Source organism: Arthrobacter sp. GmRoot5-12 (assembly GCF_059739365.1).
In genome coordinates this window covers 2,205,674-2,218,776 of sequence record NZ_AP046056.1, presented here as the reverse complement: position 1 = coordinate 2,218,776, position 13,103 = coordinate 2,205,674, and the positions used below count along the sequence as shown (strand labels likewise).

The window sequence follows — 13,103 nt, the reverse complement described above, 5'->3', positions numbered from 1 at the left end:
GAACCGCACACCCAGCTTGGAGGGCTGATGAACACTGTTCTTGACACCGTGGTGATCGGCGGCGGCGCCATGGGCTCCGCCGCCGCGTGGGCGTTGTCCCGCCGCGGCCGGCAGGTAACGCTGGTGGAGCAGTTCGGTCCCGGGCACAGGATCGGCGCATCCCACGGGGCAACACGGAACCTGAACCCGGGCTACCACCGGCCCGAGTACGTGGACATGCTGGCCGAGGGGCTGGCCCTGTGGGACGAGCTGGAGCAGGAAAGCGGCACACAGCTGCTGGCGCGCACCGGGATCGTCAACCACGGCCCCGGCGGGGACCTCCAAAAGGTTTCGGCTGCCCTCACCGCTGCCGGGATCCGGGCCGAGTTCCTGGACCCTGCCGAGGCGCATGAACGGTGGCGCGGCATCCGCTTCGACCAGCAGGTCCTGCACATGCCCGACGGCGGCCAGCTCAACCCGGAAGCCGCGTTGGCCGCCTTCCAGCGGCTGGCCACCGCCCGGGGCGCCGAGATCAGGCACCACACCAAGGTGGTGGACTTTGTGGTGCTCGACGACGGCGTGCGGCTGACGCTCGAATCGGCTGCGGGCACCGAGGTGGTTACGGCAGCGCAGGCAGTGGTGACGGCAGGCGGCTGGACCGGGAAGCTGCTGGATATTCTCTCCGGCAACGCGTCAGGCGTGGACGCTGGCGGGATCCGCCTACCCCGGCTCCGGGTGACGCAGGAGCAGCCTGCGCATTTCCGGGTGGCGGACGCCGGCGCCGTGTGGCCCGGCTTCAACCACTATCCGGGCCTGGACTACCGGGGCTGGTACTCCCCTGTCTATGGCATGCAGACTCCGGGCGAGGGCATCAAGGCCGGCTGGCATGGGGTGGGACCCGTGGTGGACCCGGACCACCGCGACTTCCGGCCCGAACCGACGCAGCTGGCAGCGCTGCAGGACTACGCGCGGCAGTGGCTCCCCGGCGTCGACCCCGATGACCTCGAGGCCATCAGCTGCACGTACACCACCACCCCGGACGAGGACTTCATCCTGGACCGGGTGGGGCCTGTGGTGATCGGCGCCGGCTTCTCCGGGCACGGCTTCAAGTTCACCCCCGTCATCGGACGGATCCTGGCCGACCTTGCCACCGGGGCCCGGCCCGCGCCGTCGATCTTCCGAGCCTCCCGGTAGTCATCCCCCGGCGGGCATCGCGCCAGCCGGCATTCCACTAGACGGCGCGGCCATGGCTGGAGCCGCCTTCGGGGCTGGACACGGGTTCCGGATCGACAGGTTCCTCCACAGGTTCTGCGGCAGGCTCCGCTGTTTCGGCCTTGACGGCGGGCATGGCCAGCACCGCCGCGACGGTCAGCAACCCGGCCACCAGCGCGGCCAGGAACACAGCCCCGGACGCGGCCACCACCGTGGCGGGGTCCCCCTCGCCGCCGCTGCTGCGGCCGTAGATGGCGTTGGCCACGGCACCGAACACGGCCACGCCCAGCGCACTGCCGATGGAGCGGGCAAACATGTTGGTGCTGGTCACCACGCCGCGTTCATGCCAGGGGACGCTGGACTGGGCGGCGATCAGGGTTGGCGTGGCCAGCAGGCCCAGGCCGAGCCCGACGACGAAGCAGCTGACGGCGATCAGCGCCACGTTGGGCGCGCCGGCGGTCAGTGACAGGATCAGCAGGCCCGCCACGGAAATGGCGATGCCGATCAGGGCCGTGGACTTGAAGCCGATGCGCAGGTAGAACCTGCCGGCCTGCGAAGCGCTGAGCGGCCAGCCGAGGGTCAGGGCTGCCAGGGCCAGGCCGGCCACCAGGGGCGAGGAAGACAGTGCTCCCTCCAGGAAGGTGGGCACGTAGGAGGTGAGGCCGATCATCACCGTGCCAACCCCGAAGGACACCAGGGCGGTGGTGGCCAGCAGGCGCCGCGATACCACCCAGGAGGGCAGGATGGGTTCGGCCGCGCGCCGCTCCACCAGGAGGAACGCGGCCAGCAGGACTGCGCCCACCACGAAGACGCCAATGCTGATGGGCGAATTCCAGGCCCAGGCCTGGCCGCCCTGGAGGGCGCCGAGGATCAGCAGGCCAAGGGAGCCGGCCAGGAGCACGGCGCCGGCGTAGTCCACCTTGTGCTTGGCACGTTCCACGTTTTCGTGGAGCGTGCGGACCAGCATCCACCCGGCCAGCAGGCAGAGCGGGACGTTGACCAGGAAGATGCCGCGCCAGATGCCCAGCGCGGAGAAAATGCCGCCCAGGCTGGGGCCAACCACCGAGGAAACAGCCCACACGCTGGCCAGGTAGCCCTGGACCTTGGCGCGCTCCTGCAGGGTGTAGATGTCGCCCGCGATGGTGATGGACACCGGAAGCACCGCGCCGGCGCCCAGTCCCTGCAGGGCCCGGAAGGCGATCAGCGACGGCATGCTCCAGGCGAAGCCGCACAGCACGGAGCCCAGCAGGAACAGGCCAATGCCGGTCAGGATGATGGGCTTGCGGCCCGCCATGTCCGAAAGTTTCCCGTAGATGGGTACCGTGACTGCCTGCGCCAGCAGGTAGGCGGAGAACAGCCAGGGGAAGGACGAAAAGCCGCCCACGTCACGGACGATCGACGGCACGGCCGTGGCCACGATGGTGGAGTCGATGGCCACGAGTCCCGTGGACAGCATCAGTGCGATGAGGATGGGTCCGCGTTCGGACCGGAACCCCACTCCCTGGGCGCGGGCGGTCGTCATCAGTCTCGTTTCAGTAATGTGGGTCCCTGTTACCTCCACTCTACGTACCCACGACGGGAGCCGACTATCTCCTGTCCTGGTGTTCGTCCAGCAGCCGGGCACAGCGGATGAAACCCAGGTGCGAGTAGGCCTGCGGATGGTTGCCCAGGTGGGTCTCGGTGCCGGGGTCGTATTCCTCGGGGAGCAGCCCGGTGGGGCCGAAAAGGTTCACCAGCTGGTCAAAAAGGTCCCAGGCCTCATCGATGCGGCCCACGGCCACGTACGCCTCGATCAGCCAGGTGGTGCAGATGTGGAACCCGCCCTCCAGGCCCGGCAGCCCGTCGTCGTACCTGTAGCGGAAGACCGTTGGCCCCACCCGCAGCTCCCGCTCCACAGCGGTGACGGTGTCCAGGAAACGCTGGTCCGTGACGTCCAGCAGGCCGGAGAGACCGATGTGAAGGACGGCGGCATCCAGGTCCGGGCTGTCGTAGGCAACAGTGTAGGACTTCGCGGACTCGTCCCAGCCCTCACGAAGCACTTCCGCACGGATCGTGGCTGCCGCCGGCGCCCAGGCCGGGTCCGGCTCCCGGCCGTGCCGCGCCGCGGTCCGCAGAGCGCGGTCCAGGGTCACCCAGCACATCACCTTTGAATACACGTGATGCCGTGCCGCCCGCCGGGCTTCCCAGATCCCGTGGTCCGGCTCATGCCAGCGGGCCAGGACCGCCGAGGCCATCTGGATCATCAGCTCCCAGTGGTCGTCGGCGAGCGCGCCCTCGCTTTCACTCAGCGAGTGGATGAGTTCGGCCACCGGCCCAAAGACGTCCAGCTGGACCTGGTGGTCCGCCGCGTTTCCGATCCGCACCGGACGGGAGCCCGCGTACCCGGGAAGGCTGTCGACCACGGCTTCCGTGGACAGCGGCGCGCCCGTCACCGAGTAAAGGGGGTGCAGCCATTCGGGGCCGGGTGCGTGTTCGAGGATCCGGCCCAGCCAGCCCAGGAATCCGGCCGCCTCCGCCGTGGAGCCCAGGTCCACCAGCGCATTGACGGTCATGGAGGCATCCCGCAGCCAGCAGTACCGGTAATCCCAGTTCCTGGTCCCGCCGATTCCCTCGGGCAGGGAAGTGGTGGGGGCCGCGAGTACGGCGCCCGTGGGTTCATGCACCAGGGCGCGGAGCACCAGCGCCGACCGCCGTACCAGCGAGGGCTTGACCGATGGCAGGGAAAGGTTCTGCACCCACTGCCGGGCATGGAGCGCCACCCGGGCCCGCCGTTCCGTCTCCCCGCCGGGGTCCGCGGACTGCGGTTCGGTGTCCCCGCAGCGGAGGTTGAGTACCACGGGCCCGTCCTGGAGGTTGACGGATGCCGTTGCCGTGGCATGGCGGCCGTCCGAGGTGATGCTGAACGCGGCGCCCGGCGCGAACAGGATGATGGGCTCCGAGGTGCCCAGCACATGCAGTTCCCCGCCCCGCACCTCCATGCTGAACGGGGCGTTGGCGTAGTCCGGCCGCGGAGCAAACGTGATCCTGGCTGCGCCGTGGCCCGTCAGCACCCGGACCAGGCTGGTGATGCCTTCCGGTGCGGGCTCCAGGTAGTCGGTGACCGTGACGTCCGCCCAGCGGGTTTCGACAATCATGGTGCTGTCCACGTAGCGCTGTCCCAGCACCTGGGAGGCTTTGACCGGTTCCACCGAGAAGTGCCCGGCGTCATCGCCGCCCAAAATGTGGGCGAACAGTGAACCGGAGTCCGGCAGAGGGTGGCTCATCCAGCAGATCTTCGCGTCGGGCGTCAGCAGCGCGGTGGAGGAGCCGTTGCCGATCATCGAGTGGCGTTCAAGGCCAACCGCGTCCTCCCCGAACAGCCACGCCCGCCGCAGTTCGAAGAGGAACGCCAGGACGCGGGCGAAGGATTGGGGGTCGCGGAGGCGGTGCGGTGCTGCCGTCTCGCCCGGGCCCACGTGCAGCCCGAGGTCGGGCCCGCGCAGGGTGGCGATGGCCAGTTCGTCGCTGGCGGCGTCCCCGGCGAACATGGCCGCGCTGGCCCCCAGCCGGGACCTGAGGGTCTCCAAGGCCTCGCCCTTGGACGGTTCCACCACGGACAGGTCCAGCACGGAGCCGTCCACAATGAAGAACAGCCCGTGGGCAGCAGCGATCTGCCGGGAAATTTCCGTCACGGTCGCCACCACGTCCGGCCGGGCCGGCCGGGTGTGCACCGAAACTGCCACCGGTTTGCGTTCGATCCAGATGCCCTCGTGGAAGCCGACGGCCTCGTTGAGGGCGGCATTGACCTTTTGCAGGACGGACTCGGTGGCCAGGGTCTGCGCGTGGGCGAACCCCATGTCCGCTTCGGCGCCGTGCGAACCGATGAGGTGCACCTCCGCGGGCAGCCGTGACACCGCTGCCAGGTCACGCAGTGAGCGGCCCGAGATGATCGCCGCATGGGTATTGGGCAGCGCTGCCAGCGCACGAAGCGCAATGGCCGCGCTGCCCAGCGGGAGCGTCTCGGTGGAAATGCCTTCGGCGTCGCACAGCGTTCCGCCGTAATTGCAGGCCACCAGGAGGCTGGGGACGCGGGCCAGCACCTTGAGTTCCGTGAGCAGGGCGGGGGTCAGCCCGTTGTCCGCCGCATCGGACTGGATGAAGGCGCGCAGCATGTCCAGCGGAAGGGACCGGGTGAGCAGCGCGGAATCCGCCACGCTCTGGTTCAATGGCGTCGGCATCCAAAACCCCTTTGAGGCACGGCCAGGCCGGGAACACAGCCGCACGGACGGTCCGCGGGCTACCGGTTGGCGCCCCGGGGTTCCGGGTGGATGACCCGGGGCACATCCCATCCTCAGCCCGGGCAGTTACCCCCGGAAGTCCCCTTCATTGCGTATGTGTAAAAGTCCGACCGACCGAGTGGCGTTGCATGTTGCGCACCGGCCGGCAAACCACAGCGGCTACACCCGGACCAGCCCGGCCGCGTCGGCCAGGAGTTCCACGGACCGCAGGCGCGCCTCCGTCCCCGGGCTCTGGTGCGCCACGATGAGTTCGTCTGCATCGGCGTGCTTTCCAAAGCTGTCCAGGTAGTCAATGACGACGTCGGGCGTCCCCACTGCGGAGTACGTCATCATTTGTGCCATGTGGCGTCCCTGCGGCGAGTCCAGGATCATGTCCGCCTCGTCGTCGGTGAAATTCGCGGCCGCCGCCGAAAAACAGGGAGACGCGGGCGCGCTTGGTGGCCTGGAACATGGCCTGCGCCTCGGACGCGGAGTCGGCGGCGATGACGTTGACGCCGGCGATCACGTGCGGCGCGTCCAGCTGGGCGGACGGTTTGAACTCGCTGCGGTAGATGGCCACCGCGTCCTGCAAAGCGGCGGGGGCGAAGTGCGAGGCGAAGGCGTAGGGCAGGCCCAGCTGCGCGGCCAGGCGGGCGCCGAACAGGGACGAGCCCAGGATGTACAGCGGCACGTTGGTCCCCTTGCCCGGGGTGGCCTCGACGCCCTCGATGCGGGTGGGGCCGGTCAGGTAGCCCTGCAGTTCAAGGACGTCCTGCGGGAAGCTGTCGGCGGACATCGGGTCCCGGCGCAGCGCCCGCATGGTGTTCTGGTCACTGCCCGGGGCCCGGCCCAGGCCCAGGTCGATCCGTCCGGGGTGCAGCGTTTCCAGGGTGCCGAACTGCTCTGCGATGGTCAGCGGGGAATGGTTGGGCAGCATGACGCCGCCGGCGCCCAGCCGGATGCTTTCGGTGTGCGCCGCCACATGGGCGATCAGCACGCTGGTGGCGGAGGAGGCGATGGAGGACATGTTGTGGTGCTCGGCGTACCAGACGCGCCGGTAGCCCAGCTTCTCGGCGCTCTGCGCCATGGCCACGCTGCCTGCGAAACTCTCCGCCGCCGTCTGGCCTTTGCCAATGGTTGCCAGGTCAAGGATGGAGAGGGGAAGAGTCACGTCAGGTGCCGGCCTTTCAAAATGTTTCGTAGGGGGGGGTGCCGGCCGGATTGCGGCGGGCACGTGATGCATAACGACGGCGGGCCCCGCCTTATTTCTGTGAGCTGGGGAATACTCAGCATACTGATGAGGTTGCCGCCCCTATGAGCCATGATTCAACGAAGCAGCTGGAACTGTCCGCAACGATCGACCTCAAGGACCTGGGAACCGTGCACCGGCTGGGTTTTGGTGCCATGCGCATTGTGGGTGACGGCGTCTGGGGTGAGCCCGCAGACCGGCAGGCCGCCGTGGCCGTGGTGCGCCGCGCCGTCGAACTCGGCGTGGATTTCATTGACACCGCCGACTCGTACGGCCCCAACATCAGCGAGGAAATCATTGCCGAGGCCCTCCACCCCTACAAGGAGGGGCTGAAGATCGCCACGAAGGTGGGCTTCACACGCACGGGGCCCAACAAATGGGTTCCCGTTGGCCGGCCGGAATACCTGCGCCAGCAGACGGAACTGAGCCTGCGCAAGCTGAAGGTGGACACACTGGACCTGCTGCAGCTGCACCGCATCGATCCCAAGGTGGACGCCGAGGAGCAGTTCGGCGTGCTGCGGGAGCTCCAGGACGAAGGCAAGGTCCGCGCCCTGGGCCTGTCCCAGGTGGGCGTGGCCGAACTCGAAGCCGCCGGAAAGCACTTCACGGTGTCCACCGTCCAGAACCGCTACAACCTGACGGACCGCAGCTCCGAGGACGTGCTGCGCTACTCCGAGGAGAACGGAATCGGCTTCATCCCGTGGGCGCCGATCTCCGCCGGCGAGCTCGCCCGGCCCGGCGGACCGCTGGATGAGGCCGCCAAGCGCCTTGGCGCCACCACCTCCCAGGTGGCCCTGGCCTGGCTGCTGCGCCGCTCCCCCGTGATGATGCCCATCCCCGGCACCGGCTCCGTGCAGCACCTCGAAGAGAACATGGCCGCCGCAGGCATCACGCTCGATGACGATACGTACGCGGAGCTTGAAGCGGCCGGCAAGTAGAGCATCAGAGACAGGAGAAACACCATGGCAAACATTTTGATGGTCGTCTCGGCCGCGGATTCCCTCACCATGAAGGACGGCAGCGAGCACCCCACCGGCTACTGGGCAGAGGAACTGGTGGTGGCCCACCAGACCCTGACGCAGGCCGGCAACACCGTCCACATCGCAACCCCCGGCGGCCGGAAGCCCACCGTGGACCAAGTCAGCCTGGCTGCCGAATCGGCCGGTGGCGAGGACCGGGCACAGGGCTTCCGGGACTACCTGGAAAAGATCGACGGCGAGCTGGCGCACCCGCTGGTGCTGGCCGCCGTCGACGCCGCAGCGTATGACGCCGTGGTGATGCCCGGCGGCCACGGCCCCATGGCGGACCTGTACCAGGACGCCGACCTGGGACGCCTGCTGGTGTCAGCCAACAGGGACGGCAAGATCATTGCGCCGTTCTGCCACGGTCCGGCGGGGCTGCTGAGTGCAACGGACGACGACGGCGGGTTCGCTTTCAAGGGCCGGCGTTTGACGGTCTTCACCAACGAGGAGGAGCTGGGCGGCGGGACCGGGGAGAACACCCCGTGGCTGGTGGAGGATGCGCTGAAGGAGAAGGGCGCGGTGATCGAAAACGGTGCCGCCTGGTCCTCCAACGTGGTCCGCGACGGCAACCTCATCACCGGGCAGAACCCGCAGTCCAGCGAGGACGTGGCCAAGGAAGTCCTGGCTGCCCTGAGCTAGTTCAGCAAGCACAAACGGCCATAAAAGAGGGGACCAGTTCGCAATGAACTGGTCCCCTCCTTGCGGCGCGCGTCATTGGGCGCCGGCCCGGCAGTGCTACTTCAGCTTGAAGTTCGCACTGATGAAGCTGCCGTCGTTCGCCGTCATGGTCAGCGTGTAGCAGCTGCCGGCCGTGGCGGGCGTCTTCCAGTTGTAGATGAACTGTCCTGACGTGGCGTCGTACCGCAGCGAGGTGTTGCCGGTGGCTGTGGTTTCGATGTCGTCGATCGGGCTCAGGAGCGAGCAGGCCACTTGCTTGGTGGTGAACTTGGCAAGTGCCGGATCAGTCAGCTCGGTAGCACCGGCGAAGATCTCGAACTTCGCCGGAACCGTGCTGCCGTTCTTCACCGTGTTCAGGACACCGTTCATGTCCACCGGCTGGTAGAACCCCTTCAGCGTCCAGGCCTTGACCGTGTAGGTCTGCTCCACCGTTGTGGTGTTACCGGCCAGGTCGGTTGCCGTTGCCTTGAGCGTGTGCGTCCCGTTCTTGGTGTCATAGCCGGTGACCGCGCAGCTGCCCGAGAGGCCCGAACCGCCGCTGTCCGTTGCCGTGCAGGTGGGTTTGGCGGCGGTGGAGCCAAAGAAGCTGTCCCCCACGATCGAGTCGAAGGAAACGGCGGGCGCCGTCTTGTCGACCTTGAAGGTGGCCGAGGTGGCGCCTTCAGGAGTGGTGTTGCCGGCGCCATCCGTGAAGGCCGGGCTGTTCACGGTCACCGTCCCACCCTCGCCGGTGGTGGTCCGTGACTGGGTTGCGGAGGCAGGACCTGACACGTCGTCAGTTCCTGTAAAGGTGGCAGTGACGTCTGTGTTGTACCAGCCGTTGCTGTTGGCCTGCGTCGTGGCCCCGCTGTAGGCGACCTTCGGCGCGGTCTTGTCAATCCTGAACGACTTGGTGGTGGCCCCGGTGGGTGTGGTGTTGCCGGCGTTGTCGACGAAGGCAGGGCTCGGTACCAACACGTCCAAGCCCTCACCGCTGGAGGTTGCCGTCTGGGAGGAGACAGCCAGCCCCGATGTCTTGTCCGTGGCTGTAAAGCGGGCCTCGACGTCCGATACGTACCAATCGTTCAGGCCCAGGGTGCCGAACGCAACGTCGGCGTAGCTGACATCCGGTGCGGTCTTGTCGATTTTGTATGACCGGGAAACGGCACCAGCGGCGGTGGTATTGCCCGCGTTGTCGGTGAACGCCGGACTCTGGACCGTCACCGCCTCGCCTTCCCCGGCAGAGGTTACAGTTTGCGTTGCGGTGAGCGGTCCGGAGATCAGGTCCGTGGCGCTGAAGTCCGTCTGGACATCGGAGGTGTACCAGCCGTTGGTGCCGGCGGTTCCGGTTTCATCGGCGTAGCTTACCTCCGGAGCCGTCTTGTCGATCTTGAAGGTGTGTGAAGCCGCGCCCTCCGCGGCGGTGTTGCCCGCAATGTCAGTGAAAGACGGGCTGTTTACCTGGACTGCCGGTCCTTCGCCGGAGGAGGTCACCTTCTGTGATGAGGTCAGCAATCCCGAAGTGGCATCCGATCCGGTAAATGTGGCATCCACGTCGGACGTGTACCAGCCGTTGGTGCCGGCGGTTCCCGTTGCGTCTGTGAAACCAACCGTGGGGGCGGTGCCGTCCTTCTTCAGGTTGACGGTTTGAGTGGCCGCAGTCCCACCGGAGCTGGAGGCGGAACAGCTGAAGTCGGTAGCCACCTGGTCCGCGGCGATGGTCTGGTCCTGGCACCCCGTCTTGCTGAGGGTGCTCAAAGAATCGCTTTCTGTCACCGTCCAATGCAGGGCGACAGCGCTCTTGTACCAGTCGTTCGAGCCATCCGGCGTAGTGGGCGACAGGGTATAGGAAATGACGGGAGCCGACCCGTCAGTGATCCCGTAGGTAACGGAGCTGGCTACGGTGAGTCCGCCCTTGTCCGTGTAGCTGCAGCTGGCTTCCTGCGTGCCGACACCGCCGGCTCCGTCGGCGCCCGAGACGGCACCGAAGGTTGCCGGGAAGGAGCTGTTGCCGTCCTCAACGTCAGTCACGCTGCAGGTTGCGGCAGGAACGGCGCCCTTCGGATACGAGGCGCCAGCGGTGACGCCGGTGATATTGAGCTTGGGCGCCGTGTTGGACGGCGCGGGGGCAACCACGTTCACCGTGAACGTGGCTGGGGCAAGGTTGAAGGTTCCGCCACTGTTGTTGCTTGCCTGGCTTGCACTCACGGTGGCAGAACCGGCGCTGACCGGGGTGACGGTCAAGGACTTCGTGTCACCGCATGACGTGAAGGTCACCGACGACGGGGACACCGTGGCGACGGCAGGGTTGCTGGAGCTGAGGTTCAGCGTGAGCGTGGTTGCACCTGTCAGGTTGCAGCCGCTCTTGCCATCGCTGCCCGTAGGCGCCACTGCCAGCGTAGTGCTGCCGTTGGCACCGCCGACGTTGAGCGGCATCAGCTCTGCCACTGAGTCAACCGTGCCGTCAAGGTTGTTGAAAATGTCATCGGCGTAAGCCACCCCACCGCCCGCAAGCAGCATGCTTCCCGCAGCTACTGCCGCCGCTGTCCTGGTGCTGGTTCGCCTAAGCAGGCCCGTCCCCCCAGTTGCAGTCTTCCCACCCGGCGAATGATTCATGTTTGTGCCTCCCTCATTTGCCCGCAGCCCATCCGGGCCGCAGCGTATCTCACCGTAAGTTGGGGCACGGGCGGAGAACACGCGTAGTCACCACCTGTCTTTTCCGGCCGGGTACTCGTTTTCTGATGGATCTGTGACGCGCCATGGGGGTAGTGGCCCGGGCTGGGCTGAAATGTGACCGCCGCGGTCCTCCGGTTAACCGCCGTTACTTCCTGTATCCCAGCGTTTCGGGGGCTTTGATTCGCTGTCGGCGGCTGCCGGATAGTTGCTGCAACGCGCACATTCCGTTGCATCTCCACCCCCTTTCCAAGGAGGAATCATGGCCATCAAGCCCAAGCCGGCCGCCGTCGTTGCCCTGGCCGTCTCAGCCCTGCTGGGACTGGCTGCCTGCTCCGATCCCGGCGCCTCGGCGGCGACGGCACCGTCGTCGTCCGCCACCAACGCCAGTGGCAAGACCTTCAACCTGTCCCCGGATCAGAACCGCATCACAGCGACCAAAGACCCGTCCGCGGCGGCCCTGGTGCCGGAGGCCATCAAAGCGGACGGCAAGCTGACCGTAGTGACCACCGGCGGGGCGGCGCCGCTCAGCCTGTTCGCCACGGACAACAAGACCCTGATTGGCAGCGAGGTGGACATCGCCTACGCGGTGGGCGAGGCGCTGGGCCTGGACGTGGAGGTCCTGCCTGTGGCGTGGGCAGACTGGCCGCTGGGCGTGGAGTCTGCCAAGTACGAGGCCGTGCTTTCCAACGTGACCGTCACCGAGGCGCGGAAGGAGAAGTTCGATTTCGCCACCTACCGCAATGACCTGCTGGGCTTCTACGCCAAGAGCGATTCCGGCATCGGTGAAATCAAGGAAGCCAAGGACGTGGCCGGCAAGAGGATCATCGTGGGCTCCGGCACCAACCAGGAAGCCATCCTGGTGCGCTGGGACGAGGAGAACAAGAAGAACGGCCTGGCGCCGGTCCAGTTCCAGTATTACGACGACGACTCCGCCTCGAGCCTGGCCCTTCAGTCGGGCCGTGCGGACCTGACGTTCGGCCCCAACGCGGCTGCCGCCTACAAGGCAGCGCAGGACGGAAAGACCAAGCAGGTGGGCACGTTGAACGGCGGCTGGCCGCTGACGGCACAGATCGCCTTCACCACCAAGAAGGGCAACGGCCTGGCGGTGGCCGCCCAGGCTGCGCTGAACCACCTGATCGAGGACGGCACCTACGCCAAAATCCTGGACCGCTGGGGCCTCTCCTCCGAGGCCATCCAGAAGTCCGAGCTGAACCCGGCGGGGCTGCCCAAGAAATAAGGCAGCCTGCCGACGAAGGAATCCCCGCCCTGCCGGCAGCAGGACGGGGATTCTTCTGTTTGAGTGCGGATCCGCGAAAGTGCGCTCCCGGCCGGTTAGGCAATAGTCTGGCCAGATGGGGACCAGTGCCGTTAACTCCGGCGAACAAGTGGACAGGCAGACGCGCATACTCGAGGCGGCCATGGACCTGCTGTCCCGGCACGGCATTTCCGGAGTGAGCATGCGGTCCGTGGCGCGGGAAGCCGGCGTGGCGCTGGGCCTGGTCAATTATTACTACGACGACAAAACCACCCTGATCCGGGCAGCCCTGCGCCGGGTGGATGAGCATGACCTTCTGCTCGTCGCCCCCGATCCGTCCACGCCCCCGGATGAACAGCTGCGCAAGGCCCTGCGGCGGGTTGCCGGCGCCGACCTGCTGACCACGCGCTACCTGTCCCTGCGCCTGCACCTTTGGGCCCTCGCCCAGGCCGACGAGGACTACGCCCAGATCAACGCCGCCGCCTTCGACCGCTACATCGACGGGCTCGCAGCACTGGTATCCAGCGCCAGGCCAGGGCTCTCCTGGGAGGCATGCCGGGAGCGGGCATCGGACATAGTGGTCATCCAGAACGGCATGTGGCTGACCGCACTGCTCGGGGTGGACAAGGCCGCCATCCAGCGAAGTATCCAGCGCACGGAACAGATTGCCTTCGCGCCGGTCCAGGATGAAGGGGCCGGCGGGCAGGAGCCCAGCCCGCGCTAACCCGCCTGCTCCCGGGCGCAGACGGCCCGAAAGTAACATTGAACGAGTGTTCAAAAAAGTATTGAACACTCGT

8 protein-coding genes and 1 pseudogene are annotated in these 13,103 nt (G+C 67.1%); 5 read left to right on the top strand and 4 right to left on the bottom strand.

All coding sequences use genetic code 11. The features are described from left to right. The first annotated feature begins 27 nt into the window (after nucleotides 1-27). Nucleotides 28-1,173 carry an FAD-dependent oxidoreductase gene (locus AC6JAM_RS10105; protein WP_497934591.1) on the top strand — a complete coding sequence of 382 codons (1,146 nt, stop codon included), beginning with the start codon at nucleotides 28-30 and terminating at the stop codon, nucleotides 1,171-1,173. A gap of 37 nt (nucleotides 1,174-1,210) precedes the next feature. Here AC6JAM_RS10105 and AC6JAM_RS10100 read toward each other — a convergent pair whose 3' ends face one another. From AC6JAM_RS10100 to AC6JAM_RS10090, 3 genes and pseudogenes are all read right to left on the bottom strand, one after another. After that, the gene (locus AC6JAM_RS10100; RefSeq protein WP_495634955.1) at nucleotides 1,211-2,713 is read right to left on the bottom strand and encodes an MFS transporter; all 1,503 of its coding nucleotides are present in this window, start codon (nucleotides 2,711-2,713) and stop codon (nucleotides 1,211-1,213) included. 64 nt (nucleotides 2,714-2,777) lie between these two features. Then, entirely contained in the window at nucleotides 2,778-5,408 is a 2,631-nt protein-coding gene (locus tag AC6JAM_RS10095) for a trehalase-like domain-containing protein (RefSeq protein ID WP_497934589.1), read from the bottom strand. A 219-nt stretch (nucleotides 5,409-5,627) separates the two neighbouring features. Next, a pseudogene (locus tag AC6JAM_RS10090) lies at nucleotides 5,628-6,618 on the bottom strand (LLM class flavin-dependent oxidoreductase). 143 nt (nucleotides 6,619-6,761) lie between these two features. Here AC6JAM_RS10090 and AC6JAM_RS10085 point away from each other — a divergent pair. After that, nucleotides 6,762-7,634 carry an aldo/keto reductase gene (locus tag AC6JAM_RS10085; RefSeq protein WP_018769950.1) on the top strand — a complete coding sequence of 291 codons (873 nt, stop codon included), beginning with the start codon at nucleotides 6,762-6,764 and terminating at the stop codon, nucleotides 7,632-7,634. A 24-nt stretch (nucleotides 7,635-7,658) separates the two neighbouring features. After that, nucleotides 7,659-8,357 carry a type 1 glutamine amidotransferase domain-containing protein gene (locus AC6JAM_RS10080; protein ID WP_497934588.1) on the top strand — a complete coding sequence of 233 codons (699 nt, stop codon included), beginning with the start codon at nucleotides 7,659-7,661 and terminating at the stop codon, nucleotides 8,355-8,357. Between the two features lie 96 nt (nucleotides 8,358-8,453). Here AC6JAM_RS10080 and AC6JAM_RS10075 read toward each other — a convergent pair whose 3' ends face one another. Continuing rightward, nucleotides 8,454-10,874: a PxKF domain-containing protein gene (locus tag AC6JAM_RS10075; RefSeq protein WP_497934587.1), complete on the bottom strand. Its 2,421-nt coding sequence runs from the start codon at nucleotides 10,872-10,874 to the stop codon at nucleotides 8,454-8,456. 436 nt (nucleotides 10,875-11,310) lie between these two features. Here AC6JAM_RS10075 and AC6JAM_RS10070 point away from each other — a divergent pair, with 436 nt between their 5' ends. Together AC6JAM_RS10070 and AC6JAM_RS10065 are read left to right on the top strand one after the other, a co-directional pair. Next, a complete protein-coding gene (locus tag AC6JAM_RS10070; RefSeq protein WP_018769948.1) occupies nucleotides 11,311-12,288 on the top strand; it encodes an ABC transporter substrate-binding protein in 978 nt (325 codons plus the stop codon). A 115-nt stretch (nucleotides 12,289-12,403) separates the two neighbouring features. After that, entirely contained in the window at nucleotides 12,404-13,030 is a 627-nt protein-coding gene (locus AC6JAM_RS10065) for a TetR/AcrR family transcriptional regulator (RefSeq protein ID WP_056391959.1), read from the top strand. Nucleotides 13,031-13,103 lie beyond the last annotated feature (73 nt).